20 protein-coding genes are annotated in these 26,724 nt (G+C 68.6%); 9 read left to right on the plus strand and 11 right to left on the minus strand.

Translation table 11 applies throughout. The features are described from left to right. The first annotated feature begins 1 nt into the window (after position 1). The 6 genes from yidC (at position 2) to OG776_RS21550 (ending at position 6,118) form a co-directional block, all read left to right on the plus strand. Positions 2 to 1,297: a membrane protein insertase YidC gene (yidC, locus tag OG776_RS21525; RefSeq protein WP_148009292.1), complete on the plus strand. Its 1,296-nt coding sequence runs from the start codon at positions 2 to 4 to the stop codon at positions 1,295 to 1,297. Between the two features lie 15 nt (positions 1,298 to 1,312). Continuing rightward, positions 1,313 to 1,822: a Jag family protein gene (locus tag OG776_RS21530; RefSeq protein WP_148009291.1), complete on the plus strand. Its 510-nt coding sequence runs from the start codon at positions 1,313 to 1,315 to the stop codon at positions 1,820 to 1,822. Positions 1,823 to 1,939: 117 nt separating this feature from the next. Further along, on the plus strand, positions 1,940 to 2,656 hold the full coding sequence (gene rsmG, locus OG776_RS21535; protein WP_148009290.1) for a 16S rRNA (guanine(527)-N(7))-methyltransferase RsmG: 717 nt from the start codon (positions 1,940 to 1,942) through the stop codon (positions 2,654 to 2,656). A gap of 349 nt (positions 2,657 to 3,005) precedes the next feature. Further along, positions 3,006 to 4,079, plus strand: a complete 1,074-nt coding sequence (locus OG776_RS21540; RefSeq protein ID WP_148009498.1) for a ParA family protein — start codon at positions 3,006 to 3,008, stop codon at positions 4,077 to 4,079. Next, entirely contained in the window at positions 4,076 to 5,176 is a 1,101-nt protein-coding gene (locus OG776_RS21545; RefSeq protein ID WP_148009289.1) for a ParB/RepB/Spo0J family partition protein, read from the plus strand. Before OG776_RS21540 ends, OG776_RS21545 begins: the two co-directional genes overlap by 4 nt. Positions 5,177 to 5,500: 324 nt before the next feature. Further along, positions 5,501 to 6,118, plus strand: coding sequence for a GNAT family N-acetyltransferase (locus tag OG776_RS21550; protein WP_148009288.1), 618 nt, complete (start codon positions 5,501 to 5,503; stop codon positions 6,116 to 6,118). A 152-nt stretch (positions 6,119 to 6,270) separates the two neighbouring features. Here OG776_RS21550 and trxA read toward each other — a convergent pair whose 3' ends face one another. From trxA to OG776_RS21585, 7 genes are all read right to left on the minus strand, one after another. Continuing rightward, positions 6,271 to 6,603, minus strand: a complete 333-nt coding sequence (gene trxA, locus OG776_RS21555) for a thioredoxin (protein WP_007383275.1) — start codon at positions 6,601 to 6,603, stop codon at positions 6,271 to 6,273. A 41-nt stretch (positions 6,604 to 6,644) separates the two neighbouring features. Beyond that, complete coding sequence (gene trxB, locus OG776_RS21560) at positions 6,645 to 7,607, minus strand: thioredoxin-disulfide reductase (RefSeq protein ID WP_168529044.1); 963 nt, start codon at positions 7,605 to 7,607, stop codon at positions 6,645 to 6,647. Positions 7,608 to 7,790: 183 nt separating this feature from the next. After that, positions 7,791 to 8,771, minus strand: a complete 981-nt coding sequence (locus OG776_RS21565) for an anti-sigma factor family protein (RefSeq protein ID WP_329322272.1) — start codon at positions 8,769 to 8,771, stop codon at positions 7,791 to 7,793. Next, the gene (gene sigM / locus OG776_RS21570; protein WP_329322274.1) at positions 8,768 to 9,526 is read right to left on the minus strand and encodes an RNA polymerase sigma factor SigM; all 759 of its coding nucleotides are present in this window, start codon (positions 9,524 to 9,526) and stop codon (positions 8,768 to 8,770) included. The genes OG776_RS21565 and sigM overlap by 4 nt, the downstream gene beginning before the upstream one ends. A gap of 27 nt (positions 9,527 to 9,553) precedes the next feature. Further along, the gene (locus OG776_RS21575; protein ID WP_148009284.1) at positions 9,554 to 11,266 is read right to left on the minus strand and encodes a protein kinase family protein; all 1,713 of its coding nucleotides are present in this window, start codon (positions 11,264 to 11,266) and stop codon (positions 9,554 to 9,556) included. 118 nt (positions 11,267 to 11,384) lie between these two features. Continuing rightward, positions 11,385 to 13,679: a murein biosynthesis integral membrane protein MurJ gene (murJ, locus tag OG776_RS21580; RefSeq protein ID WP_329322276.1), complete on the minus strand. Its 2,295-nt coding sequence runs from the start codon at positions 13,677 to 13,679 to the stop codon at positions 11,385 to 11,387. A 46-nt stretch (positions 13,680 to 13,725) separates the two neighbouring features. Beyond that, the gene (locus tag OG776_RS21585) at positions 13,726 to 16,221 is read right to left on the minus strand and encodes a DUF6049 family protein (protein WP_148009282.1); all 2,496 of its coding nucleotides are present in this window, start codon (positions 16,219 to 16,221) and stop codon (positions 13,726 to 13,728) included. 223 nt (positions 16,222 to 16,444) lie between these two features. On the opposite strand from OG776_RS21585, the gene OG776_RS21590 reads away from it, so the two are divergent. Beyond that, positions 16,445 to 17,911 carry a CCA tRNA nucleotidyltransferase gene (locus OG776_RS21590; protein WP_148009281.1) on the plus strand — a complete coding sequence of 489 codons (1,467 nt, stop codon included), beginning with the start codon at positions 16,445 to 16,447 and terminating at the stop codon, positions 17,909 to 17,911. A 109-nt stretch (positions 17,912 to 18,020) separates the two neighbouring features. Here OG776_RS21590 and OG776_RS21595 read toward each other — a convergent pair whose 3' ends face one another. From OG776_RS21595 to OG776_RS21610, 4 genes are all read right to left on the minus strand, one after another. Continuing rightward, entirely contained in the window at positions 18,021 to 18,500 is a 480-nt protein-coding gene (locus tag OG776_RS21595) for an LppU/SCO3897 family protein (protein WP_148009280.1), read from the minus strand. A 97-nt stretch (positions 18,501 to 18,597) separates the two neighbouring features. Further along, positions 18,598 to 19,875: an MFS transporter gene (locus OG776_RS21600; protein ID WP_148009279.1), complete on the minus strand. Its 1,278-nt coding sequence runs from the start codon at positions 19,873 to 19,875 to the stop codon at positions 18,598 to 18,600. Between the two features lie 166 nt (positions 19,876 to 20,041). Beyond that, positions 20,042 to 21,124: an inositol-3-phosphate synthase gene (locus OG776_RS21605; RefSeq protein WP_148009278.1), complete on the minus strand. Its 1,083-nt coding sequence runs from the start codon at positions 21,122 to 21,124 to the stop codon at positions 20,042 to 20,044. Between the two features lie 44 nt (positions 21,125 to 21,168). Continuing rightward, positions 21,169 to 21,876, minus strand: coding sequence for a PadR family transcriptional regulator (locus OG776_RS21610; protein ID WP_148009277.1), 708 nt, complete (start codon positions 21,874 to 21,876; stop codon positions 21,169 to 21,171). A 374-nt stretch (positions 21,877 to 22,250) separates the two neighbouring features. On the opposite strand from OG776_RS21610, the gene OG776_RS21615 reads away from it, so the two are divergent. Continuing rightward, on the plus strand, positions 22,251 to 24,944 hold the full coding sequence (locus tag OG776_RS21615) for a transglycosylase domain-containing protein (protein ID WP_329322282.1): 2,694 nt from the start codon (positions 22,251 to 22,253) through the stop codon (positions 24,942 to 24,944). A gap of 166 nt (positions 24,945 to 25,110) precedes the next feature. After that, a complete protein-coding gene (locus tag OG776_RS21620; RefSeq protein ID WP_329322284.1) occupies positions 25,111 to 26,616 on the plus strand; it encodes a glycosyltransferase family 87 protein in 1,506 nt (501 codons plus the stop codon). The last annotated feature ends 108 nt before the right edge of the window (positions 26,617 to 26,724 follow it).

Below are 26,724 nucleotides of genomic sequence, written 5' to 3' on the forward strand. Positions count from 1 at the left end.
AGTGGACACGATTGCCGGTTTTTTCAGCTTCATCACGACACCCGTTTCCTGGGTCATCGTCCAGTTCCACGCCGTGTACGGGAAGATCTTCGGTCCTGATACGGGCTGGGCCTGGGGCCTGTCGATCGTGTCCCTGGTGATCCTGATCCGTATCTGCCTGATCCCGCTCTTCGTGAAGCAGATCAAGGCCACTCGGGCCATGCAGACCCTGCAGCCCGAGATGAAGAAGATCCAGGAGCGCTACAAGAACGACAAGCAGCGCCAGTCCGAAGAGATGATGAAGCTGTACAAAGAGTCGGGTACCAACCCGCTCTCCTCGTGCCTTCCCATCCTGGCGCAGTCGCCGTTCTTCTTCGCCCTGTACCACGTGCTCAACGGCATCGCGACGGGCAAGACGATCGGCGTCATCGACGATCAGCTGCTCGCCAGCGCCCGTAAGGCGCACATCTTCGGCGCTCCGCTCGCCTCCAAGTTCACGGACAGCGCCGACAAGGTCGGCCAGCTCAGCGCGCAGATCACGGATGTCCGCGTCGTCACCGCGATCATGATCGTGCTGATGTCGGGATCGCAGTTCTACACCCAGCGTCAGCTGATGACGAAGAACGTCGACACCACGGTGAAGACGCCCTTCATGCAGCAGCAGAAGATGCTGATGTACGTCTTCCCGGTCATGTTCGCCGTCTTCGGCATCAACTTCCCGGTCGGTGTCCTCGTGTACTGGCTCACCACCAACGTGTGGACCATGGGTCAGCAGATGTACGTCATCCGCAACAACCCGACCCCGGGCAGCAAGGCCCAGGCCGCCTACCTGGAGCGCCTGCAGAAACACGTCACGCACCACGGCAAGGCCCGCAACCGGCGCGAGAAGACGATCATCAAGACGATCGTCGGCAAGGGCCGCGACCGCAACGAGTTCGAGCGCAGGTTCATCAACGGCCTGACCAAGGCGGGCCTCGTCGCCCAGCCCGACGGCGTCGTGGTGAAGGGCGACAGCACGACGGTCGTCGAGACCGAGGACGGCACCACGGTCACCACCGGCGGTGCTCCCAAGCGTCAGCAGCCGAAGCGCCAGTCCAAGTCGCAGCGCCAGTCGGGAGCGGCGGCCGGTACGGCCAGGACGGCGGCGGACGAGTCCGAGCCGAAGACCTCGCTGACCAAGTCCGACCAGCCGCAGGACGCCAAGGCCACCCCCAAGCCGGCGGGCGGCGGCAGCAAGCCGGGCAACGGAACCCGCAGCAAAGCCCAGTCCGGACAGCGCAAGGGTCCGCAGCGGCCCAAGTCCCCGTCCAAGAAGTAAGAAGGAGTCCATCCCGTGACGGAAGGCACCACCTCCGCCGCCACCGAGGGCGACACCCTGACCCGCCTGGAGCAGGAAGGCGAGATCGCGGCGGACTACCTCGAGGGTCTGCTGGACATCGCCGACCTCGACGGCGACATCGACATGGACGTCGAGGCGGACCGCGCCGCTGTCTCGATCATCAGCGACGTCGCCGGCCGCGATCTGCAGAAGCTCGTCGGCCGTGACGGCGAGGTGCTCGAGGCCCTCCAGGAGCTCACGCGCCTGGCCGTGCACCGGGAGACCGGGGACCGCAGCCGGCTGATGCTGGACATCGCGGGCTACCGGGCCAAGAAGCGCGAGGAGCTCTCCGAGCTCGGCGCCAAGGCCGCGGCCGAGGTCAAGAGCTCCGGCGAGCCCGTGAAGATGAAGCCTATGACGCCTTTCGAGCGCAAGGTGGTCCACGACGCGGTGAAGGCCGCGGGTCTGCGCAGCGAGTCCGAGGGCGAGGAGCCGGAGCGCTTCGTCGTCGTGCTCCCCGCCTGATCGACAGGTATGTTCCCCGGCCCCGTCTGTTGAGCAGGCGGGGCCGAACTTTGTCAGCCCGATGGTTCTGGTGATCAGCGCTCAAGGCGCTTATGCGGTACGGAAGGACGGTCCCCCGTGACGGAGGCAGCGGAGCTTCCTCCCGCGCCCGAGCAGGCGCGTGAGGTATTCGGTGATCGCTTCGCGGACGCGGTCCGGTACGCGGAGCTCCTGGCGGAGGCCGGAGTGCAGCGGGGCCTGATCGGCCCGCGTGAAGTGCCCCGGCTGTGGGAGCGGCACCTGCTGAACTGCGCGGTGCTCTCCGAGGTCGTACCCGAGGGCGTGACGGTGTGCGATGTCGGCTCGGGCGCCGGACTGCCCGGCATTCCGCTGGCGCTCGTCCGTGAGGACATCAAGATCACGCTCCTTGAGCCGCTGCTGCGCCGGACGAACTTCCTCACCGAGGTCGTGGAGCTGCTCGGGCTCGACCATGTGACGGTCGTCCGTGGGCGGGCGGAGGAGGTCATGGGCAAGCTGCCTCCCGTACACGTCGTGACGGCGCGTGCCGTGGCACCCCTGGACCGCCTGGCCACCTGGGGGATTCCGCTGCTCCGCCCGTACGGGGAGATGCTCGCGCTCAAGGGCGACACCGCGGAAGAGGAGCTGAAGAGCGCCGCGACGGCACTCAGTAAGCTCGGAGCCGCGAAGACCTCTGTCCTCCACGTGGGTGAGGGAGTGGTCGATCCCCTCTCCACCGTGGTGCGCGTCGAGGTCGGGGAGAGCCCGGGCGGTGTGCGCTTCGCGGCCAAACGGGCGAAGGCGGCGCGGACCGGGCGGACACGGCGCCGACGCTGATCACGATGCTGGTCGGCCTGGACTCCCGGCTCCGTCATCCGGAGCTGGGAGTCTCTGTCACCGCGGTTGATCCGGCCTGAGCTGATCCGTCCTGACGATCAGCCGTACTCCACACAAGCTGCCCCACCATGTCACTCGGAGTGTCGCGCCGTCGCGGCCGGTGCGTCCTTGCATCGTGTTTCACGTGAAACGTCGCTCACTGTTGCACGGCATCATCAGTCGGGGCCGGGCCGCGGCCGAACCCCGCGACCGGCAGCCTCTCGGTTCACTCCGAGAGGGTGGAGAGGTGTCCACAGAGGTGGATTTCTCCACAGAAGAACGGGCCTCGCTGGTTCACGACCCCGAAGGCATGGGAGGCTCTGTTCATTGCGAGCCTGAAGTCGAGGAGAGTGAATCCTTGCGGTCCGACGCCAACATCGCGGGACCGATGACCGATCCGGTCCCCGGCCCCCGTACCGAATCGATGGGGGCGGATGTTTCACGTGAAACACCGCCTCCGATGGACGACACTCCCATCGGTCGTGCTGCCCAATTGGCGGTGGAGGCGCTTGGCCGCGCCGGCGAGGGCCTGCCCCGGCCCGAGCAGACCCGCGTCATTGTGGTCGCCAACCAGAAGGGCGGGGTGGGCAAGACCACCACGACGGTCAATCTCGCCGCCTCGCTGGCCCTGCACGGCGGTCGGGTCCTCGTGATCGACCTCGACCCTCAGGGCAATGCCTCCACCGCGCTGGGTATCGATCACCACGCCGAGGTTCCCTCCATCTACGACGTGCTGATCGACAGCAGACCGCTCTCCGAGGTGGTTCAGCCGGTGCCGGATGTGGAGGGACTCTTCTGCGCGCCCGCCACGATCGATCTCGCCGGTGCGGAGATCGAGCTGGTCTCCCTGGTGGCACGTGAGAGCCGGCTGGAACGCGCGATCCAGGCCTATGAGCAGCCGCTGGACTACGTCCTCATCGACTGCCCGCCCTCACTCGGTCTCCTGACGGTCAACGCCCTGGTCGCGGGTGCAGAGGTCCTCATCCCGATCCAGTGCGAGTACTACGCGTTGGAAGGACTGGGGCAGCTCCTGCGCAACGTCGACCTGGTACGAGGGCACCTCAACCCCAACCTTCATGTCTCGACGATCCTCCTCACCATGTACGACGGCCGGACCCGGCTGGCGTCGCAGGTCGCGGAAGAGGTGCGCAGTCACTTCGGTGAGGAGGTGCTGCGGACGAGCATTCCTCGCTCGGTCCGTATCTCCGAGGCCCCCAGTTACGGTCAGACGGTGCTGACCTACGATCCAGGGTCAAGCGGTGCTCTCTCGTACCTTGAGGCGGCACGAGAAATCGCCCTCCGAGGAGTTGGTGTGGCGTACGACCCGCAGAACGCCCACGTGGGCGGACAGAACAGTCAGAACCTTGTGGAGGGGATCCAGTGAGCGAGCGACGACGAGGGCTGGGGCGGGGCCTCGGCGCACTGATCCCCGCGGCTCCGACAGGGGAGAAGGCGGTTCCCTCACCGGCGGGTGGACTCTCCACCTCGTCGGCGGGCACCCCCCTGCTGACCGCGGAGCGTGGCGTGGCGGCGGCGAAGGTGGCCACTCTGCCGCCCGTGTCCCAGGAGACCGAGGACTTCTCGACCGGCGGAAGCCAGGAGACGCCCGCTCCACCGGTAGGTGCCCACTTCGCCGAGCTGCCGCTCGACTTCATCACGCCCAACCCGCGCCAGCCCCGCGAGGTCTTCGACGAGGACGCTCTGTCCGAGCTCGTCACCTCCATCAAGGAGGTCGGGCTCCTCCAGCCCGTCGTCGTGCGTCAGGTGGGGCCGACGCGCTACGAGCTCATCATGGGTGAGCGACGCTTCCGGGCCTGCCGCGAGGCCGGGCTCGACGCCATCCCGGCGATCGTGCGCGCCACGGATGACGAGAAGCTCCTTCTGGACGCGCTGCTGGAGAACCTGCACCGCGCCCAGCTGAACCCGCTGGAGGAGGCCGCGGCCTACGACCAGCTGCTGCAGGACTTCAACTGCACCCACGACCAGCTGGCGGACCGGATCGGGCGGTCGCGCCCGCAGGTCTCCAACACGCTGCGGCTGCTGAAGCTCTCGCCGGCGGTCCAGCGCCGTGTCGCCGCAGGAGTTCTCTCCGCCGGGCACGCCCGGGCTCTCCTCTCCGTCGCCGACTCGGAGGAGCAGGACCGGCTGGCCCATCGCATCGTGGCCGAGGGGCTGTCGGTGCGGGCCGTCGAGGAGATCGTCACGCTGATGGGATCCCGTCCGCAGACCTCTCAGCGGTCCAAGGGTCCCCGGGCAGGTGCCCGCCTCTCCCCGGCGCTCAGTGACCTCGCCACGCGCCTCTCGGACCGCTTCGAGACGCGGGTGAAGGTCGACCTGGGGCAGAAGAAGGGGAAGATCACCGTCGAGTTCGCGTCGATGGACGACCTGGAGCGGATCCTCGGCTCTCTGGCCCCCGGCGAAGGGCCCGTCCTGCAGAGGAGTCTCCTGGACGGCGACTCGGAGGACGACACCGAGGAGTGAGCATCCCGGGCCGGGAGATCACGGATCGACCGAGCACGAGAGCGGGCCATGTCCGGTGTGTACCGGAACACGGCCCGCTCTTTGCTTTCTGGCGGTATCGATGGAATCGCATCGTGGATACGATGCGATCGGGTACGGCGCATTCACCTGGGGCACCTTCATCGGGGAGGCGGGGGCCATGAACGGCGTGAGCCGTACCGGACTGGTGACCGCGGGTCTGAGTCTGGGGGCGGTCGGCGGGTTCGTCGGGAGCCTGCTCAGGGAGCGAAGCGCTCTGACTGCCGTCCGCGGCGCCGCGGACGAAGGAAGCGAGGAACATCCTTCATGGGCCGTCGGCTCGTACCGCTCACGCTGGACAACCTTCCGGATCTTCCCCAGCGCTGTCGGGCGTGCGTCTTCTGGGAGCTGGACCCGGTCAGCGGGGAAGCCGCGGTAAAGGCGGGAAGGTCCGAGCTGGAGAAGGAGTCGTGGATCTCCGCCGTCCTGCTGGAATGGGGATCCTGCGGTCGCGTGGTCTATGTGGACGACGTGCCGGTCGGCTTCGTGCTGTACGCACCTCCGGCGTATGTCCCCCGCGCCACCGCCTTTCCCACGAGTCCGGTGTCACCGGACGCCGTCCAGCTGATGACGGCCTTCATCCTGCCGGGCTACCAGGGCCAGGGACTGGGCCGGGTGATGGTCCAGACGGTCGCCAAGGATCTCCTGCGCCGGGGCTTCAAGGCGATCGAGGCTTTCGGGGACGCACGCTGGAAGGAGCCCGCCTGTGTGCTTCCGGCGGACCATCTCCTGGCGGTGGGTTTCAAGACGGTGCGGCCCCACCCCGCGTACCCGCGTCTGAGGCTGGAGCTGCGGACGACGCTCTCCTGGAAGGAAGACATGGAGATGGCGCTGGACCGTCTGCTCGGGGTGGTACAGAAGGAACCGGCGCTCCGTCCGCTGTAGTCGGCGTCGCTGCGGGTGGCGGCCACTGGACGTCAGGTCCTGGAGCCAGGAACGTCGAGCTGGACGACATGCATGAAGGGGCCGGCCCATCTGGGCCGGCCCCTCCATGTTTCACGTGAAACACGCGCCGCTGGTGCGCGTCTGGTCGTCGATCACTCGGCGATGAAGTCCTCGAGGTCCCGCACGATCGCGGCCTTCGGCTTGGCACCGACGATGGTCTTGGCGACCTCGCCACCCTGGTAGACGTTCAGGGTCGGGATGGACATGACGCCGTACTTGGCGGCCGTACCCGGGTTCTCGTCGATGTTGAGCTTGACGATCTCGATCTTGTCGCCGTACTCGGCGGCGATCGCCTCGAGGGACGGCGCGATCTGGCGGCAGGGACCGCACCAGGCGGCCCAGAAGTCCACCAGGACGGGCTTGTCGCTCTTGAGGACGTCCTGCTCGAAGGAATCGTCGGTCACGTTCTTGAGGGTGCCGGCCACGGCGGGCTCCTTAACTCGTTGGTGCGGTGGGGCGGACGGGATCAGACGGTGGCAGCCGCGGCGGTCTCGCTGTCCGCGAGGGCAGCGAGGTAGCGCTCGGCGTCGAGGGCGGCGGAGCAGCCGGTGCCGGCCGCGGTGATGGCCTGGCGGTAGGTGTGGTCGACGACGTCACCGGCGCCGAAGACACCGGTCAGGTTCGTGCGGGTCGAGGGAGCCTCGACCTTCAGGTAGCCCTCGTCGTCCAGGTTCAGCTGGCCCTTGAAGAGCTCGGTGCGCGGGTCGTGGCCGATGGCGATGAACAGACCGGTCACCGCCAGGTCGGAGATCTCGCCCGTCTTCAGGTTGCGCAGCTTGAGGCCGGAGAGCTTGGGGTCACCCTCGATCTCGGCGACCTCGCTGTCCCAGACGAACTTGATCTTCGGGTCGGCGAAGGCGCGCTCCTGCATGGCCTTGGAGGCACGCAGGCTGTCACGGCGGTGGACGATCGTCACGGACTTGGCGAAGCGGGAGAGGAAGGTCGCCTCTTCCATCGCGGTGTCACCGCCGCCGATCACGGCGATGTCCTGGTCCTTGAAGAAGAACCCGTCACAGGTGGCACACCAGGAGACGCCGCGTCCGGAGAGGGCGTCCTCCCTGGGCAGGCCCAGCTTGCGGTGCTGCGAGCCCGTGGTGACGATGACGGCCTTGGCGCGGTGCACCGTACCGGCGGTGTCCGTGACGGTCTTGATCTCGCCGGACAGGTCGACGGCGACGATGTCGTCCGGGACCAGCTCGGCACCGAAGCGCTCGGCCTGGGCGCGCATGTTGTCCATGAGCTCGGGGCCCATGATGCCGTCCTGGAAGCCGGGGAAGTTCTCCACCTCGGTGGTGTTCATCAGCGCGCCACCGGCGGTGACGGCGCCCTCGAAGACCAGCGGCTTCAGCGACGCGCGCGCGGTGTAGAGCGCTGCCGTGTAGCCGGCAGGCCCGGACCCGATGATGATCACGTTACGGACGTCGCTCACGGCTTCATTCCTCGTCTCTGGAGACTGCACGTACTGCCGGTGGGAGCCTCTCTCAGAACTCTCACCCCACCCAACGGATCCTAAGGGGCGTGCATTCCCGCTGTGTCCGGGCACACGGAGATGGGACACAGCACAGAGATCCCGTGGCATTCCTGGGGAGGGAGCGATCCCCTGAGCACGACCTCAGGAGCGTGCGTACGAGTGGGTCAGCAGGAGCTTGCCGGGTGATGGTCCCCCCGGTTTCTCGCAGGCCGCGTCCACGAGGTACGCCGTCACCTTGGCGCTGTCCGAGGTGTCCGGCAGCACGACGAGATAGACGCTCGTTCCCTTGTACGTGCCCTTCTCCGCGGCGAGGACGGCTCCGGTGCTGCCCGTCCCCTGCTGGATGCAGTCGGGGATCTTCACGGCGGGTGTGATCAGGGTGTCCACCCCGGCCGACTCGTTGTCCGCGCCATTGGACTCCACCCCCCACGGATGGTTCGAGCCGCCGGAGCGTTCGCCGCCGTTCTTCTTCTGGTTCTTGGCGAGAAGATCGGTGACCCGGGTTCCCAGGGTTCCCTCGGAATAGGTGTCCTTCGGCCCCTGCCGCTGGGCCGTCTGGTGGCTCCCGCCGGAGCTGTCGTCGCCCATCGTCTGGAAGAAGATCGCACCCAGTCCCAGAGCGGCGGCGGTGACCGCCGTGCCGAGAAGGGCCGCCTTGCGGCGGCTCGGGCGGCCTCGGCGTGATCGGCCCGGTCCGGTGGCCGCGTGGGAGTGTCCCGAGGGACGGCTCACGGGCGAGGGCGAACCAGGGGTGGTCTGCGGGTCGGAGACTCCGGTGACCGGTGTTTCAGGTGCATCGGTGACCGATGTTTCACGTGAAACATCGTGACTCGGTTCGTCGGCCCGGGGCGCGTGTCGTGGTGTCGTGCCGCCCGGCGGGGCCTCCGCGGCCAGTGCGGCATCGATGCGGCCGGCTACGTCGTCGGGCATGCGGGTCGGCCCCGGCAGGGTGCCGAGCAGGCCGCGGATCTCCTCCAGGGAGTCGCGGACCTCGGCGCAGAGCGCACAGCCGTCCAGATGCTGCCGCACCTCAGCGGCACGGGAGGGCGAGAGCACGCCTTCGGTGAGCTCGGAGATCTCCGCGACATCCGGGTGCCCAGCCGTCTCCGTCGTGGATGTCACGCGCGCCCACCTCCGCCCTTCACCGCAGCTGAATCGCTTGGCCCTGCGTCCTGGGGACCCGCCTCGTGCGGACCCGCTGCCGGTGGGACGGATGCCCCCTGAGTCCGGTTCCTTCCGTCCTCGGAATGGTTGCCGTGCCCGCCGTCGCTGCCGCTTCTGCCCCTCGCCGCGCTTCCGTTCCCGGAACGGAGATGGGTCAGGAGGGGGAGAAGCCTGGCTCTGCCCCGGGCGCAGCGGCTCTTCACGGTACCGACGGGGATGCCGAGGATGACCGCTGCCTCGGCCACGGGGTAGGCCTGCATGTCCACGAGGACGAGCGCCGCGCGCTGGTCGGCCGGGAGTGTGCCCAGGGCTGTCACCAGTTCCCGGTGCAGGTCGTTGCGCTCCGCCGGGGCGGAGGCGGACTCGTGGGGCTCGAGGAGCTGTTCCAGCCGTTCGGTGTCGTCGACGGGGGAGGTCTTCCTGGAGGCCGCCTTGCGGGCGCGGTCCAGACAGGCGTTCACAGTGATGCGGTGCAGCCACGTCGTGACGGCCGACTGGCCACGGAAGGTGTGGGCGGCCCGGTAGGCGGAGACCAGTGCGTCCTGGACGGCGTCAGCGGCCTCCTCGCGGTCTCCCAGTGTCCGCAGGGCCACCGCCCAGAGCCGGTCGCGGTGACGCCGCACCAGCTCACCGAAGGCCTCCGGATCGCCGTCCACATGACGGGTGAGGAGGTCCTGATCGCTGGTGTCGGCGTACGCGGCTTCATCGGCCATCAGGCCCCCTCCCCCTCCGCGTGAACGTCAGCCGGTGAACTTCACGTCGGTGATGGCCTGCTTGTAGCCGGCGTTGCTGTACTGGTCACCGGACGCGTAGGGCATCGCCGTGATCCAGAGCAGTACGTACCGTGTCTTGACCTTCTTGGTGACCGTGATCTTCGCGGTCGTACCGGTGGTGGTGACGGTCCCGATCCTCGTCATCGAGTCCACGGGAGTCGACGAACCCGCCGAGTCGGTCGCGTACAGCCCGATCGTGGTGTGGTCACCGGAGTACCGGAGCCCTATGGAAGCCGCCGTGACGGTCTGCTGCGTGCCGAGGTCGTAGACGATCCCGACGCCGGGCTTGAACGCCGGATTCATGTTCGGGCCGTCCACGAAGCTCTTGCTGCGCCAGAACGTCGAGCTGTTCCCGTCGTACGTCTTGCCCACGTCGGCGGCCGCCTGGGGGGAGCCCTTGGCGACGTACTCCTGGGCGGCCTTGATGGTGACCGGCCTGACCGGCTTGGTCTTCTCGCTGTTCTTGTCGTTGCCGTCCGTCGTGCGTGTCGGCTGGGTGTCGTCGGACTTTCCGTGGTCCATCAGCGCGTCGGCGAGCTGCCAGCTGCCGAGTCCCAGGGCGGCGATGAGGAGTGCCGACACGGTCCACTTGAGGGCTTTGCCGGTACGGCTCTGCAGCGGGGGCGGCGGGGCCGAGACCGGCTGCGTGGCGTGTGACGTGGGGCGGCCGTAGCTGCCCTGCTGGTACGACGTGCGCTGGTACTCCGGGGGTGCGGTGAACGCGGGCTCCGGCGGCCGGATGCGGGGCATCTCGGCGATCGCCTTGACCAGTTCCTCCGGTGTCGTGCACGGGGACTCGTGGCGGGAGGCGGTCGCGCCGTCGTTGGCGAGCGCGCGCATGGCGAGCTCGGACAGGCCGCGGTGGACGCCGGCGCGCACCTGGTCCGGCGCGATCAGGCCGACTCCCTTGGGCAGCCCGGACAGGCCGTACGCGTCGTTCTCGTACGGCCAGCGCTGGGTGAGCGCCGCGTACAGCAGTGCGCCGATCGCCTCGGTGTCCGTGCGCTGCGGGGTGTCGGAGCTGATGCCGCGAAGGGCGGCGTTCACCGCGAGCCCGCGGATGCGCCACTGGCCGGTCGACGTGCGCAGCACGGCGCTCGGGGTCAGCCGCAGATGCGCGAGGCCCTCCCGGTGTGCGGCCGCCATGGCCTGGGAGACCTGGGTGACCATCTGGTAGGCCTCGTGGACCTCCAGCGGGCCCACGGCCAGGAGGGCCGTCAGCTCCGTGGCGTCCGGCAGCCATTCGTGGACGACGTAGACGAGATCGTTCTCCTCGACGGCGTCCAGGACCTGGACGAAGCGGGGATCGCCCAGCAGGGCGGAGGAACGCGCCGCGGCCAGCACGGAGCGGGCCCGCGGATGGTCGGCGGGCAGCAGATGCACGCCGACGGCGCGACGCAGCTTCTCGTCCACCGCACGCCAACTGCTGAAGCCGTCCAGACGGGTGACGCACTCCTCGAGGCGATACCTTCTGGCCAGCTTGTGGCCGCTGTGCAGTTCCGGCGCCGAGACCTTCCCAGGACCCTCGGTCCCGCCGCTCCCCTGTGCCTCTTCGCTGTCCGTGTCCCGCTCCTGGTCCTGGGCCACCCCGTCGGACGTGGACTGGCCCGCCTTGGCGGTCAGCGGCTCATCGCCACTGTTGTCTGCCACGTCGACGGCAGCCGTGCTCCGTTCCGCCACCGTCGTTCCCGCCTCCCCATTCATTGCGCGCTGTCCGACGCAGAAACCAATTGTGCCCACAGTCCGGCGCTATGCACGACACACGGCGACGGGCGATGGTTGTGCGCGTACCCCCGCCTCAGCGCCCCAGGCGCCCGCGGACCATTCCGACCATCGAGTTGAGTTCTTCGATGCGCATCTTCCGCGCGGCGACGTAGAAGACGCCGAACAGGACGACGCTGCCGCCGAGCAGGGCGGCGAACGAGCCGCCGACCCCCTGTCCCAGCGTCTGCGCGATGCCGTAGCAGGCGGCACCGCTCAGCAGTGCCGCCGGGACCGAGGCGATACCGAGCCTGGCGTAGGTACGCAGGACACGGGCTCCGTCCAGGTCGCCGCCCAGCCTCGTGCGCAGCCTGCTCCAGGCGACCCCGACGCCGATCGCGTAGGCGAGGCCGTAGGAGGCGGCCATGCCGACGACGGCCCAGCGGGCGGGGAGCACGAAGTAGCACACGGCGGAGGCGACGGCGTTGAAGACCGCCACGATCACCGTGTTGTAGAAGGGGGTCCGGGTGTCCTCGTACGCGTAGAACGCACGGAGCACGACGTACTGCACGGAGAACGGGATGAGGCCGAGACCGAAGGCCATCAGCATGTAACCCATGTTGGTGGCCGGCGCGATGCCGGAGGACCCGAAGATCAGGGTGCACATCGGGATGCCGAGGGAGAGGAAGCCGAAGGCGATCGGCACGATCGCGACGGCCGTCGTCCGCAGTCCCTGCGAGATGTCGTCGCGGACCGCGCCGCTGTCGCCCTCGTGCGCCGACCGGGAGATGCGCGGCAGCAGGGCGGCCATCAGGGAGACGGTGATGATCGCCTGCGGGAGACCCCAGATCAGCTGGGCGTTGGCGTAGGCGGCGAAGCCGGTTCCCTTGACGGAGTGCTCGCCCGCGGCGGTGGACAGCTGGGTGACGACCATCGCGCCCGCCTGGTTGGCGAGGACGAAGAGCACGGTCCACTTGGCGAGCATCGCTGCCTTGCCGAGCCCGTGGCCCCTCCAGTCGAAGCGCAGCCGCAGCCTGAACCCGGTCTCCCGGAGATACGGGATCATCGCGAGGGCCTGGACGACGAGACCGAGGAGCACACCGACGCCGAGGAGCCGCTGTCCCTCCGGCGGGATGTTCTGGACGGACATGTCGGAGTCCGCCGCGGTGCCGTACACCCAGATGAACAGGCCGAGCGTCACGATGATGACGATGTTGTTCAGGACCGGGGTCCACATCATCGCGCCGAACTTCCCGCGGGCGTTGAGGACCTGGCCCATCACCACGTGGATGCCCATGAAGAAGATCGAGGGCAGGAAGTAGCGGGTGAAGGTGACGGCCACCTCGTTGGCGGCGGGGTTGCTGGCGACGGGATTCGACAGCATGCGGACAAGAAGGGGCGCGGCGAGCATCGCGAGCGCGGTCAGCAGACCGAGCGCCACCATGACGAGGGTCAGCAGCCGGTTGGCGAAGGCCTCGCCGCCGTCCTCGTCGTCCTTCATGGCGCGCACCAGCTGCGGCACGAAGACGGAGTTGAGTCCGCCGCCCACGGTCAGGATGTAGATCATGGTGGGCAGCTGGTAGGCGACCTGGAAGGAGTCACCGAGGAAGCCGAGACCCAGCGCGGAGACGATCAGCGCGGAGCGGATGAAGCCGGTGAGCCGGGACACCAGGGTGCCGGCCGCCATGACGGCGCTCGACTTCATCAGACCCGAGGCACGTCCGCCCTTCTTCGGGGCGGCCGCGGGGGTGGGCTTCGCCGTGGGCGTGAGCTGCATCGTCTGCTCGGCCATCGGGCCGGGCGGAGGCGCCCCGGGGCCCTGACGCGGGGCGGGCGCCGGAGTGGCGGGGCCGTCCGGGAACGGGCGGGCGCCCCCTTGCCGCTGGTCGCGGAAGAGGTGGGCGAAGGCGTCGGTCTCGGGCTGCTGGTCGGCCGCCTGGGTGACGAGGTCGTCGACACCGACGAACTGGGTCGTGCGCGCGTCCTCGCCGTACGGAAGGTGCCGGCTGGGGCCCGCCGGCTCCGGCGGGGGCGTCTGGGCCCACACGCGGGGGTCGGGGGCGTGCTGCGCGGTGGGCGGCTGGGCGTAGAGCTGCTGCTGCGGAGGGAACGTCCCGGCCGGCGGCGGGGGGTGCGCGGCACGGTCGTAGAGCGCCTCCGTCACCGGGTCCTGGGCGGCGAGATCCTGCCTGCCGTAGGGGTCCTGGTCGTAGGCGTCCTGGAAGTACATGTCCGGGTAGTGCCCCTGCGGGGCCTGACCGGGCTCGGCCGGAGGTCCCTCCGGGTAGCCCTCGGGGTAGCCGGAGTTCCCCGCGCCCTGCCGGGGGCGGCCCTCGGGCTGCCCCGAGCTGCCCGCGCCCTGACCGCGGTCACCGTCGTACGGCGCGTTCATGGTTACCCCACCTCATCGTCCCCGGGCCCACCGGCCACGACATCGCTCAACGGTCCACTCTCTCACCCGTGCCGGACGGGTCGGTGCTTTCCGGTGCGGTGTCCGGGGCGGGGTCACTCGGCTGCTCCGGGGTGTCTGCCCCGGGCCGCGCCGTGGATTCCCCGTCGGGACCGTCCTTGGAGCGCTCGGCGTTCTCAACAGTGTCTACGGTGCCTGCGGCGGCCTTGTTCACGCCGTTCCCGGCTTCCGTCCCGGCCTCATCCGTGGGCCCGGCGTCGGCCGGGTCCACGGTGTCCGGGGTGTCTGTGGTGTCTGTGGTGTCTGGAGTGTTCCCCTGCTCCTCCTCGGCCTGCCGGGCCGCCGCGCGCTTGCGCTGCGTGTACATCCGGAAGCCCGCGAGTACGAGGAGCAGCACGCCGCCGCCGATGACCAGCATGACGGTGGGGGTGATCTCGGTGACCTTCACCTCGAAGGGCACCGCGGAACCGTACGTCTGGCCGTCCTCCGTGTACAGCTGCGCGACCACCTCCACGGGACCGTTGGCCTTGGCCGAGGTGGTGAACTTCACCGACTGGCTGTGCTCGCCCGCGACCTGGATCTGCCGCTCGGTGTAGGCGTCATTGCCGATCTTGAGGCGGGTCGGGTGCCTCGAGGTGAGGCGCAGCACCAGGTGGTGGACGCCCTGCACGAGGTTGTTCTGCACCGTCACGGGGATCGTGGCACTGCGGCCCGAGAGCTTCGCGTCGGACTTGTCGATCAGCCGGACGAGACCGGTGAGGTCTTTGAGATACGACTTCACGCCTTCCCGGAAAGCCTGTCCCTGATCGTGCCGGCCGCGCCAGGACGTCGACATCCCGCGGTCCATGGCCCGGCCGAAGGGGGTGACCACGCGGGACTTGTCGGTGAGGATGACCTCGAACTTGTCGAGGTCGGCCTGCGTGTCGTGGATCGTCTGGAAGGCCTTCGGGGGCAGCTCCTGATTGCCGAGCGCCTTCGGGTACGAGTCCCCGGAGGGGATCCTCGTCGTGGCGTCCGGGTCCGGTTTGGCCTTGGCGGCCGCGGACAGGCCCTGGGTGTCGGACCAGTTCCCGCTCTGGAGGGCCTTCACCGCCGTCGCCATGGCCTGCGCCTGGCCCGCGGTGGGCATGCGCTGCGGAGCGACGACGATGCTGCGCTGGTCGTTCGGCTCCTGCAGGTTGAGCGCGAGGGACTGGGCGAGGAACTCCTGCACGGCCAGGGTGGAGTTCTCGGCCTTCGTCATGTCGCCCTGGAACTCGGTCGACAGCCGGTAGTCCGAGACGACCGCGGTCGTGCCGCCGCCGATGGGGCGGGCCGCGCTGGGGGTGTAGGTGAGGTCGCCGGTCTCGCGGAGGCTGTCGCTGCGGGCGATCACCTTGTCCGCGCCGGCGGAGGTGGCGACCTGGACGATCGACGGGTCGATGGCGCCGTTCACCGGCCAGGCGAAGTCGGTCTCGGGCTTCACGTGCACGATGGTGTCGACCGTGTCGGAGGCGACGTTCGTGGCGTCCTTGAGATGGTTCAGGGAACCGGGGATGCCTTTGCCCTGGTGCGCCAGCGAGGCGAGGTCCGGGTCGGCGAAGGGGAGCGCGACCACTTCCTTGCCGGCGACCGTCTTCTCCAGCTTGTCGAGCCACTCCTTGGCGACGGCCTGGTTCTTGCCGGCGGTCGTGGTGTCGCCGTCCTGGATCCGGTAGGTGCCCGTCATGGCGTCGACGGAGGCCAGCAGGTCCGGGTCGAGGACCCAGGTGACGTCGAGATCACCGCCCAGTGACAGCAACCGGTCGAGGCGGCCGCCGGGGGCGATCTCCTTGGCCAGGTCGTCGTTCTGGAAGACGGGGGTCTGCCGGGCGTCCGAGCCGGTCTGGGCACTGAGGTGGACCGTCGAGATCAGCGGCCAGAGGTAGGTCGTCTTCGTCCTGGTGTCCACGCTCTCGGGCTGCCAGGGCAGGAACGTCCGCTCGATCCCGAGCACGTGCTCCCACGGTTCGGCGGAGGTCTGGCCCGAGAGGGAGACACCCAGCTGGTAGACCCCGTCGGAGCCGAGGTCGAGTTCCTTGACGGGTACCGAGATGCTGAACGGCTGCGAGGCTCCGGCGGGGAGCTGGGCGAACTTCTGGACGTACTTGCCGCCGATCTCCAGCGGGTCGAGCCCCGGCTGGAACCCGGTGCGCTCGGCGGCGTCGTCGATGGCCCCCCGTCCGGTGAGGGAGGGGCCGACCCGCAGCCCCACGTGGGCGTCGGTGACCGTCTGCTTGCCCTTGTTGGTGATCGAGCCGGAGACGGTGATCGTGTCGCCGTCCGTGGGCGCGCTGGGGGTCAGAGAGTCGAGGGAGACGTCCACGGTCCTGGAGCCGCCGGCGGCGGCCACAGCGGCCGTCTGCGCGGCGTGTGCGGCCGGGGAGACGGGCAGCTGGAGTACTCCGGCCAGAAGGGGCGCCCCGGCCAGCAGTGCGCCGGCGCGCCGCAACCACCGGTGGGCAGGTGAGGGACTGGTCCCCTGGAAGTCTGCCGCCTCGGCCACGCGCTCGCCCGTCCCTCGTCGTCGTCAGTGGTCGTCGGAATGTGCGTCCACGCATGGTAACGATGTGCGCTGAGGGGAAGTGCCGCGGAGGGCTCCACAAGATCGGGAGACTGGGCCGACTGTCCTGTATGTGTGTGTATTGAGGCCCCTATAAAGGGGACGACGCCTGTGCACGTTTTATGGAGGCGCCCCGGGGTGCCCCGGCCACGTACCCTTTTCTGTTGTGCCGAACGCCAACGAAGACAATTCCAGTGCCCTGAGTCAGGTGCAGCGACGCGCGGTGAGTGAGCTGCTGCGGGTGTCCCCTGTCGCCGACGATCTCGCCCGCCGGTTCCAGGAGGCAGGATTCTCCCTCGCTCTCGTGGGCGGCTCGGTCCGGGACGCGCTCCTCGGCCGGCTCGGCAACGACCTGGACTTCACCACCGACGCCCGCCCCGAGGACGTACTGAAGATCGTGCGCCCCTGGGCGGATGCCCTCTGGGAGGTCGGGATCGCCTTCGGCACCGTCGGCGCGCAGAAGGACGCGCTCGTGGACGGCGTACGGCAGTCCTTCCAGATCGAGATCACGACGTACCGCTCCGAGGCGTACGACCGCACCTCCCGCAAGCCCGAGGTGTCCTACGGCGACTCGATCGAGGAAGACCTCGTCCGTCGCGACTTCACGGTGAACGCGATGGCCGTCGCGCTTCCGGAGAAGACGTTCATCGACCCGCACGGTGGCCGTGACGATCTGGCCGCCCGGGTGCTGCGCACCCCGGGAACCCCCGAGCAGTCCTTCTCCGACGATCCGCTGCGGATGATGCGGGCCGCGCGGTTCGCGGCGCAGCTCGACTTCGAGGTGGCCCCGGACGTCGTCGCGGCGATGACGGACATGGCCGGACGTATCGAGATCGTCTCCGCGGAACGGGTGCGTGACGAGCTCAACAAGCTGCTTCTCTCGGCGCACCCGCGCAAGGGCCTGACCCTGCTCGTCGACACCGGTCTCTCGGCCCATGTGCTGCCGGAGCTGCCGGCCCTGCGGCTGGAGAGCGACGAGCACCACCGGCACAAGGACGTCTACGACCACAGCCTGATCGTTCTGGAACAGGCGATGGCGCTGGAGGAGAACGGCCCCGACCTGACCCTACGGCTGGCCGCGCTGCTGCATGACATCGGCAAGCCGAGGACCCGGCGTTTCGAGAAGGACGGCCGCGTCTCCTTCCACCACCACGAGATGGTGGGCGCGAAGATGACCAAGAAGCGGATGTCCGAGCTCAAGTACTCGAACGAGCTCGTGAAGGACGTCTCCCGGCTGGTCGAACTCCATCTGCGGTTCCACGGCTACGGCACCGGTGAGTGGACCGATTCCGCGGTGCGTCGCTACGTACGGGACGCGGGGCCGCTCCTGGAGCGTCTTCACAAGCTGACCCGCTCCGACTGCACCACCCGGAACAAGCGCAAGGCGACGGCGCTCTCGCGTGCGTACGACGGCCTGGAGGAGCGCATCGCGCAGCTCCAGGAACAGGAGGAGCTGGACTCGATCCGGCCTGACCTGGACGGCAACCAGATCATGGAGATCCTGGGCATCGGCCCGGGTCCGGCGATCGGCCAGGCCTACAAGTTCCTGCTGGAGCTGCGGCTGGAGAACGGCCCCACGGACCACGACACGGCCGTGGCGGCGCTCAAGGAGTGGTGGGCCGGGCAGGGCTGAGGCATGGGAAGGGGTCATGTTTCACGTGAAACATGTCCCCCGGACAAGCGGCGAAGGGATGAGGGACGGTGTTTCACGTGAAACACCGCCCCTCATCGCGTGGATACCGCTACTTGTTCTCCTTCAGGCACAGCACCACGTCGTGGCCGCCGCCCGACTGGATGTAGGAGATCGTGGCGTCCGAGACGTCCTTGCACTTGGTGTCGTCACTCGTGTTGTCGAACTTCGAGACGACCTTGTACTGGGCGTCGCCCGAGGAGCAGTCGACCGTCTTGAGGTCGGCATTGGAGTCCGTGCCGTTGTTGTGCATGCAGCTACCGACCGACGTGGTCTCCGCGTCGCTCTGGCCCAGGTACCACTTCACCCCGTACACGCCGAGGGCGATGACTATCAGGATGACGATGCGCAGAGCCTTCTTGCCGACACGCTTGCCCGGGGTCGGGGCCGGCGGAGGCACCGGGGCGCCCTGGTTCGGGAACGGCGCGTAGGGCTGCTGCGGGGGTACCCCCGGCTGGCCGGGCTGCTGCCCCATGGGAGCGGTGGGCTGCTGGGCGTACGGGTTCTGGCCGTGGGGCGGCGGAGTAGCCATTGGGGTCCCCCCTGGGACGAAGGCGCGTGGCGCGAAATAAGACCCACGTAAGTTATCGGGAGCCTCTGACAATCCAGTAGTCAGGAGAGGCTCTGTGTCATTGATGTGACACTGACAGACGCTCAAAGCGGGCCATAGAAGCACCAATTGCCGCGTAGACCAGGGCCACGGTGATCACGAGGGAAGCCGATCGCCCGTCAGGAGGCAGTATCAAGGCGGCCACCGCGGCCGCGCCGACGAACGCGACGTTGAACAGGACGTCGTAGACCGAGAAGATCCGGCCGCGGTAGCCGTCGTCGACCGAGGACTGGACCACCGTGTCGGTGGCGATCTTCGCGCCCTGTGTGGTCAGGCCCAGGACGAAGGCGGCGGCCAGCACGGGCGGCGGCGTGAAGGGCAGGCCGAGCGCGGGTTCGAGGACCGCGGCCGTGGCGGCGCAGACGATGATCCAGCCACCGGGGCCCACCCGCCCGACCGCCCAGGGAGTCAGCACGGCCGCGGCGAAGAACCCGGCCCCCGAGATACCCACGGCGAGCCCCAGCAGGGCGAGCCCGTCGTCCGAGCCGGACGACCAGGCGTACCGGCAGAGCATCAGCATCATGACCGTCAGGGCGCCGTAGCAGAAGCGCATCAGCGTCATGGCGAGGAGGGCCCAGGCGGCCTCGCGGCGTCCCGGCTCGGCGAGATGCCGCACGCCCGCCACCAGACCGCGCGCGGTGTCGGCGACCGCGACGCGCAGTCTCGGCCGCACCCACCGCCGCTCCGGCCCGAGAAGCTCCGGCGAGATGCGCAGGGAGGCGAGCGCCGCGCACAGATAGAGGGCGGCCCCGACAAGCACGACCGCCGCGTCCGAGTCCGAGGCGGCCAGCCGCACTATGAAGGCGAGGCCGCCGCCCGCGGTCGCTGCGAGGGTCCCGGCGGTGGGCGACAGGGAGTTGGCGATCACCAGCCGGTCGGCGTCGACGACGCGCGGAAGGGCGGCCGAGAGGCCCGCCAGGACGAAGCGGTTGACCGCGGTGACGCACAGCGCGGAGACGTAGAAGAGCCAGGCGGGCACGGGGGTCAGTATCAGGACGGCGGTCACGGCGGCCAGCGAGGCCCGCAGCAGATTCCCGTACAGGAAGACCTGGCGGCGCCGCCAGCGGTCCAGCAGGACGCCGGCGAAGGGGCCGATGAGGGAGTACGGCAGGAGCAGGACGGCCATCGCCGAGGCGATCGAAGCCGCCGAGGTCTGTTTCTCCGGGGAGAAGACGACGTAGGTGGCGAGCGCGACCTGGTAGACCCCGTCGGCGCCCTGGGAGAGCAGGCGGATCCCGAGCAGATGTCTGAAGTTCCTGACGCGCAGGAGGACGCGCAGGTCACGCACGACGGCCATGGGCCACAGCCTCACATACGAGGAAGGTCCCCGGGTCGGTGACCCGGGGACCCTCGACGGGCAGGAGCGAAGAGCCCCTCGGCGCCGTGCGTGGCGTCCGTCGGTCCGCGGTGCCCGTCGTGCGGGCACCGTGATCCGTGGCGGCCGGCGCTCGGCGCTTGTCTTTCTAGCGCTCGACCTCGCCCTTGATGAACTTCTCGACGTTGGCGAAGGCCTCGTCGTCGAAGTACTGGACCGGCGGAGACTTCATGAAGTAGGACGACGCCGACAGGATCGGGCCGCCGATGCCGCGGTCCTTGGCGATCTTCGCGGCGCGCAGGGCGTCGATGATGACACCGGCCGAGTTCGGGGAGTCCCAGACCTCGAGCTTGTACTCCAGGTTCAGCGGGACGTCGCCGAACGCGCGGCCCTCGAGGCGCACGTAGGCCCACTTGCGGTCGTCGAGCCACTGCACGTAGTCCGACGGACCGATGTGGACGTTCTTCTCGCCCAGGTCGCGGTCGGGGATCTGCGAGGTGACGGCCTGCGTCTTCGAGATCTTCTTGGACTCGAGGCGGTCGCGCTCCAGCATGTTCTTGAAGTCCATGTTGCCGCCGACGTTGAGCTGCATCGTGCGCTCGAGACGGACACCGCGGTCCTCGAACAGCTTCGCCATCACACGGTGGGTGATGGTGGCGCCGACCTGGGACTTGATGTCGTCGCCGACGATCGGGACACCGGCCTCGGTGAACTTGTCCGCCCACTCCTTGGTGCCGGCGATGAAGACCGGGAGGGCGTTGACGAAGGCGACCTTGGCGTCGATGGCGCACTGGGCGTAGAACTTCGCCGCGTCCTCGGAACCGACGGGCAGGTAGCAGATGAGGACGTCGACCTGCTTGTCCTTGAGGACCTGGACGACGTCGACCGGCGCTTCGGCGGACTCCTCGATGGTCATGCGGTAGTACTTACCGAGACCGTCCAGGGTGTGACCGCGCTGGACCGTGACGCCCTTGTTCGGGACGTCGCAGATCTTGATGGTGTTGTTCTCGCTGGCACCGATGGCGTCGGAGAGGTCGAGGCCGACCTTCTTCGCGTCGACGTCGAACGCGGCGACGAACTCGACGTCACCGACGTGGTAGTCGCCGAACTGGACGTGCATCAGGCCGGGGACCTTGGTCGCCGGGTCGGCGTCCTTGTAGTACTCGACGCCCTGAACCAGCGAGGCGGCGCAGTTGCCCACGCCGACGATGGCTACGCGAACCGAACCCATTCCGGTTGCTCCCTGTGTGTACGAGGTGAAGCCCCGACTGGACCTCACGTGGTGGTGTCGTCGGACGGATCCGGCCGGGAGTCGTCCCGGTGCCGGGGCAGGCCGCCCGTCTCTCCAGATGTGCTGTGGTGCGGAGCGGGGCCGTCGGAGGCACCTCGGGAGGTGTCTTCGGTGGCGGGCCCCTTGAGGTCCCGTCCCGCCCGCTCGCTTTCGATGAGCTCGTTCAGCCAGCGCACTTCGCGCTCCACGGACTCCATTCCGTGGCGCTGGAGCTCAAGGGTGTAGTCGTCGAGGCGCTCCCGGGTGCGTGCCAGGGAGGCGCGCATCTTCTCCAGGCGCTCCTCGAGCCGGCTGCGGCGTCCCTCCAGTACGCGCATGCGTACATCGCGTGACGTCTGCCCGAAGAAGGCGAAACGAGCGGCGAAGTGTTCGTCCTCGTACGCGTCGGGACCCGTCTGCGAGAGCAGCTCCTCGAAGTGTTCCTTACCTTCCGCCGTCAACCGGTAGACGATCTTGGCGCGACGCCCCGCGAGTGGTGCGGCGAGGGCGTCCTCGGGGGTGTTTCCCGATTCCTCGATCAACCAGCCGCTGGTGACCAGCGTCTTGAGGCAGGGGTAGAGCGTCCCGTAACTGAACGCCCGGAACACACCGAGTGACGTATTGAGTCGTTTGCGCAGCTCATAGCCGTGCATAGGGGACTCGCGGAGCAGACCGAGAACGGCGAACTCGAGGATCCCGGAGCGCCGGCTCATGTCGCCTCCTGTCTGTCGCGGCCTCCTCGGCACGTTCCTTATGCCGAGCTGATGTATCGACTCGATACATCAGCACGATAGAACGGCCACCCGTCTGCGACAAGAGGGGCCACGGTGAACGGCGTCACATCACCGATTCATACGAAGCAAGTTGCCTGATTTGAGGTGAACTTCGGTGCTAGGCGGGTTTTGACGGTGCGTAGTCTGTGCGCCATGCAAAACCACCGGGAACCGAGGGACGCCTGAGTACGTCTTCGTCCTCGGTGCAGTACGGGTGAATGTGTGATCGACCGCATCCGTACTTCGGGGGGACCGGAAACCAGCCGCCGTTTCCAGGCGCGCACGGGTGCGCCTGCCCTAGGAGTAGTCGTTCGATGAGCGAGCACCGTCGCAAACCGCCGCAGCAGCAGGGCGGCGGACGTGCCGCGGCCCGGCGCGGCCAGCCCGGCCCGTCCGCCGGCCGCCGCGCGACACCGCGAGGCGCCACCGGGTCACCTTCCGACTCCTATGAGTCACCTTCCGGCTCCGGTGGGTCAGGAGGTGACGAGGAGCGTCAGTACGGTGGCCGGGCCGAGGCCCGGCGCGCGGCCCAGAGGAACAGTGGCGGCGGGCGCCGCAGAGGCGCGGAAGCCGCGGGAGCCGGCGGCCGCCGCGGCGGCCCCGGGGGTCCGAACGGGCCCGGTCGCGGCCGGGCCGCGGGACCCGTCAAGAAGCGCCTGATCGACTACCCGCGCGCGGGCAGGACGGGAGGCGCCCGCTGGGTGCCGTCCTGGAAGCTGGTGTCGGGCCTGTTCATCGGGTTCGTCGGCAGCCTGGTGGCCGTGGCCGGCATCGGGTACGCGATGGTGAGCGTCCCCGACGTGGCGCAGACGGCCACGGCGCAGAACAACGTCTACTACTGGGCCGACGGCAGCCAGATGGTCGCCACCGGTGGTGAGACGAACCGCCAGATCATCAACTACTCGCAGATCCCCGCGGCGATGCGCTACGCCGTCATCTCGCAGGAGAACAAGACCTTCGAGACCGACAGCGGCGTCGACCCGAAGGGCATCGCGCGTGCCTTCCTGAACATGGCCAGGGGCGGCCAGACGCAGGGTGGCTCCACCATCACCCAGCAGTACGTCAAGAACGCGATGCTGGACGACCAGTCGCAGACGATCTCCCGCAAGTTCAAGGAGATCTTCGTCTCGATCAAGGTGGGCGCCACGGTCAAGAAGGAAAAGATCATGGAGGGGTACCTGAACTCCGCGTACTACGGTCGCGGGGCGTACGGACTCCAGGCGGCGGCGCGCGCGTACTTCGACAAGGACGCCATCAAGCTCGACGAGAGCCAGTGCGCGTTCCTCGCGGCGATGCTCAAGGGTGCGACCTACTACGACCCGGCCGGCGCCCAGTCGCTCGACTCGAACGCCACCCCCCAGAACAACAAGAAGCGGGCCACGGCCCAGTGGTCGGACACGCTGGACAAAGAGGTCAAGTACGGGCATCTGAGCGCCGCGAAGCGGGCCACGTTCAAGGAGCTTCCCAAGGCCCAGAACCCGCGCTCGAACACCCGCCTCAGCGGCCAGATCGGCTACCTCGTCGACCTCGCCAAGGCGTACGTCGTCCACAACACGAAGATCACCGAGGACCAGCTCCAGCGCGGCGGCTACTCGATCCACACGACCTTCGACAAGTCCAAGGTCAACGCGCTCGAAGACGCGGTGAAGAAGGTCCGCGCGGCGAAGATCAACCCCAAGGTGCGGCCCGACACGGACAAGTACGTCCAGTTCGGCGGGGCGTCCGTCGACCCGAAGACGGGGGCGATCAAGGCCATCTACGGCGGTGAGGACGCGACCAAGCACTTCACCAACAACGCCGACCAGACCGGTGCCCAGGTGGGATCGACGTTCAAGCCGTTCGTCCTCGCCGCCTCCATGCAGTGGGGCGTCAAGGACCCCGACGCACCGTCGGGGCGCCGGATCGCCTCCCCCAAGAGCCTGTACAGCGGCCAGAACAAGCTCAAGATCAAGAATGCCGACGGGACGGTCTGGACCGACAAGGACAACAAGGAGTGGCTCCAGACCAACGACGGCAGTAAGTCGTACAACCCGCCGAGCTACAAGATCGACCTGCGTGAGGCGATGCGGGAGTCCGTGAACTCCGCCTACGTCCAGCTCGGCATGGACGTCGGTCTGGACAAGGTGGAGGAGGCCGCGCTCAACGCGGGCGTCCTCAAGACCAGTCTGGCGAGCTCCAACTTCCCCTCGTTCTCGATCGGTACCTCCGACCCCAGCGCGATCCGTATGGCCGGTGCGTACGCCACCTTCGCGGACAGCGGACAGCAGCGTGAGCCGTACTCGGTCGAGACGATCGACAGCAAAGACGGCAACGTGTTCCGGCACAGCGAGGTCGCGAAGGCGAAGGAGGCCTTCAGCCCGGAGGTCGCGGACAACGTGACCGACGTGCTCAAGACCGTCGTGGACAAGGGAACCGGTACCGCCGCGCGGCTGACCGGCCGCCAGGTGGCCGGCAAGACCGGTACCACCGACGGCAACAAGTCGGCCTGGTTCGTCGGGTACACCCCGCAGCTGTCGACGTCGATCAGCATGTACCGCCTGGACGACGACGCGAGCAGCAAGAACCGTACGTTCCTGGAGATGTACGGCACGGGTGGCGAGAAGAAGATCCACGGTGCCTCGTTCCCGGCGCAGATCTGGCACGACTACATGGAGGACGCGCTCAAGGGCCAGAAGGTGGAGAACTTCCCGACACCGCAGCCCATCGGCGAGATCCTGAACGACACTCCGAGCCCGTCCGTGACCCCGTCGGAGACGGCGTCGCCGTCGACGAGCCCGACGCCGAGCGACACCCCCAGCCCGACGCTCAGCAACTCTCCCTCGCCCACGACGAGCGAGACCTGCAAGAAGTTCGACTGGACGTGCAACGGCAACGGCGGCACCGACGCCGGTGGCAGTGACAACGGCGGGACCGACGGCGGAGTCACCGACAGTCCCTCGGCCACCGATACCGCCGGCAACGGCGGCAACGGCAACGGAGGCGGCTTCATCCGCGGCCAGAACGGCTGAGTGAGGGACACCCGGGCCTGACGGAAGGGGGCCGACGGCACACGCCGTCGGCCCCCTTCCGTGTGAGCGGCGCCCGGTGTGTCGTTGATCACAAGCGGTCCGGGAGCGGAGGCGGCATCCGTCGCCGACCACCGCGCCCCCAGGTCCGTACGGCAGGATGTGCGCCATGCCCAGTGCAGAGACGACGCGAGCGAGCGTGCGCGAGCCGGAACCGGTGCGGCCGACCAAGGAGGACGAGGTCGCCGCGGCCGGCAGCGAGCTGATCGGCGGCCCCATCGGACGGCGGGCCCTGCTGGGGACGTCCTGGTGGACGCCCGTGCGGGTCGTCGCGCTGGTCGCGATCGCCATGTTCGCCCTCGGCATGGTCCAGAAGGTGCCCTGCTACGACGGCGGCTGGTTCTTCGGGGCCAGCACCCAGTACACGCACGCGTGCTACTCGGACATCCCGCACCTCTACCAGGGGCGCGGGTTCGCCGACGGCCTGGTGCCGTACTTCGACAAGCTCCCCGGCGACATGGACTACCTCGAGTACCCCGTGCTCACCGGTGTGTTCATGGAGGTCGCGGCCTGGCTCACGCCGGGCGGCGGCAGCATCCAGGACCAGGAGCAGATCTACTGGATGGTCAACGCGGGGATGCTCATGGTGTGCGCGGCGGTCATCGCCGTGAGCACCGCGCGCCTCCACCGCAGGCGCCCCTGGGACGGCCTCCTGGTCGCCCTCGCGCCCGCCTTCGCGCTCACGGCCACCATCAACTGGGACCTCCTCGCCGTGGCCCTGCTGGCCGCCGCCATGCTCATGTGGTCCCGGGGCCGCGCCCTCGCCTTCGGCATCCTCATCGGACTCGCCACCGCCGCGAAGTTCTACCCGTTCCTGGTGATGGGGCCGCTGCTCGTGCTGTGCTGGCGGGCCGGCAGATGGCGCGAGTTCGGGACCGCGCTGATGGGCGCCGTGGGGGCCTGGCTGGTCGTGAACCTGCCGGTCATGTACCTCGCCCCGGAGGGCTGGGCGAAGTTCTACAGCTTCAGCCACGACCGGGGGGTCGACTTCGGCTCGGTCTTCCTGTTCCTCTCCACCTGGTTCAAGATCTCGATCACCGCCGACACCGCGAACGCCTGGGCGCTCTTCCTGATGGTGCTGGTCTGCGTGGGCATGACCGCGCTCACGCTCACCGCGCCGCGCCGTCCCCGCTTCGTCCAGCTCGCGTTCCTGATCGTCGCGGCCTTCGTCCTCACCAACAAGGTCTACTCGCCCCAGTACGTGCTGTGGCTGGTCCCCCTCGCCGCGCTGGCCCGGCCGCGCTGGCGGGACTTCCTGATCTGGCAGGCCTGCGAGGTCGCGTACTTCCTGGGGATCTGGATGTACCTCGCGTACACGACCAGCGGGGACGCCCACAAGGGCCTCTCCTCGCAGGGCTACCAGATCGCCATCGCCGTCCACCTCCTGGGCACGCTCTACCTGTGCGCGGTGGTCGTCCGCGACATCCTCATGCCGGAACGCGACGTGGTCCGCAAGGCGGGCGACGACGACCCCTCGGGCGGAGTCCTCGACGGGGCGGAGGACGTCTTCGTCCTCGGGGCCGCGGCCCGTCCGCCCAGGCACGCGGCCCACTTCGACGGGCCGCAGGTGCAGTGGGGCAACGGCGGTGTGGCTGTCGAGGACCGTTCGCCCTGAGCGAACAGCGCGTCCACGGACAGGACGAAAGGCCGTACACGGTGATCGTGTACGGCCTTTCGGCTGCTCGCTGCCGGCTCCCGAACCGCCCGCCGTCGGCTGTCGGAC

Origin of the sequence: Streptomyces sp. NBC_01689, assembly GCF_036250675.1 — a bacterium.
In the GTDB taxonomy this organism is placed as follows: domain Bacteria; phylum Actinomycetota; class Actinomycetes; order Streptomycetales; family Streptomycetaceae; genus Streptomyces.

Bases quoted from the DNA above. Each gene is read 5' to 3' on its own strand.
- OG776_RS21620 (WP_329322284.1), top strand. From the start codon at position 25,111: ATGCCCAGTGCAGAGACGACGCGAGCGAGCGTGCGCGAGCCGGAACCG.
- OG776_RS21605 (WP_148009278.1), bottom strand. From the start codon at position 21,124: ATGGGTTCGGTTCGCGTAGCCATCGTCGGCGTGGGCAACTGCGCCGCC.
- OG776_RS21600 (WP_148009279.1), bottom strand. From the start codon at position 19,875: ATGGCCGTCGTGCGTGACCTGCGCGTCCTCCTGCGCGTCAGGAACTTC.
- OG776_RS21550 (WP_148009288.1), top strand. From the start codon at position 5,501: ATGGGCCGTCGGCTCGTACCGCTCACGCTGGACAACCTTCCGGATCTT.
- OG776_RS21615 (WP_329322282.1), top strand. From the start codon at position 22,251: ATGAGCGAGCACCGTCGCAAACCGCCGCAGCAGCAGGGCGGCGGACGT.
- OG776_RS21595 (WP_148009280.1), bottom strand. From the start codon at position 18,500: ATGGCTACTCCGCCGCCCCACGGCCAGAACCCGTACGCCCAGCAGCCC.
- OG776_RS21610 (WP_148009277.1), bottom strand. From the start codon at position 21,876: ATGAGCCGGCGCTCCGGGATCCTCGAGTTCGCCGTTCTCGGTCTGCTC.
- OG776_RS21540 (WP_148009498.1), top strand. From the start codon at position 3,006: ATGGGAGGCTCTGTTCATTGCGAGCCTGAAGTCGAGGAGAGTGAATCC.
- sigM (WP_329322274.1), bottom strand. From the start codon at position 9,526: ATGGCCGATGAAGCCGCGTACGCCGACACCAGCGATCAGGACCTCCTC.
- murJ (WP_329322276.1), bottom strand. From the start codon at position 13,679: ATGAACGCGCCGTACGACGGTGACCGCGGTCAGGGCGCGGGCAGCTCG.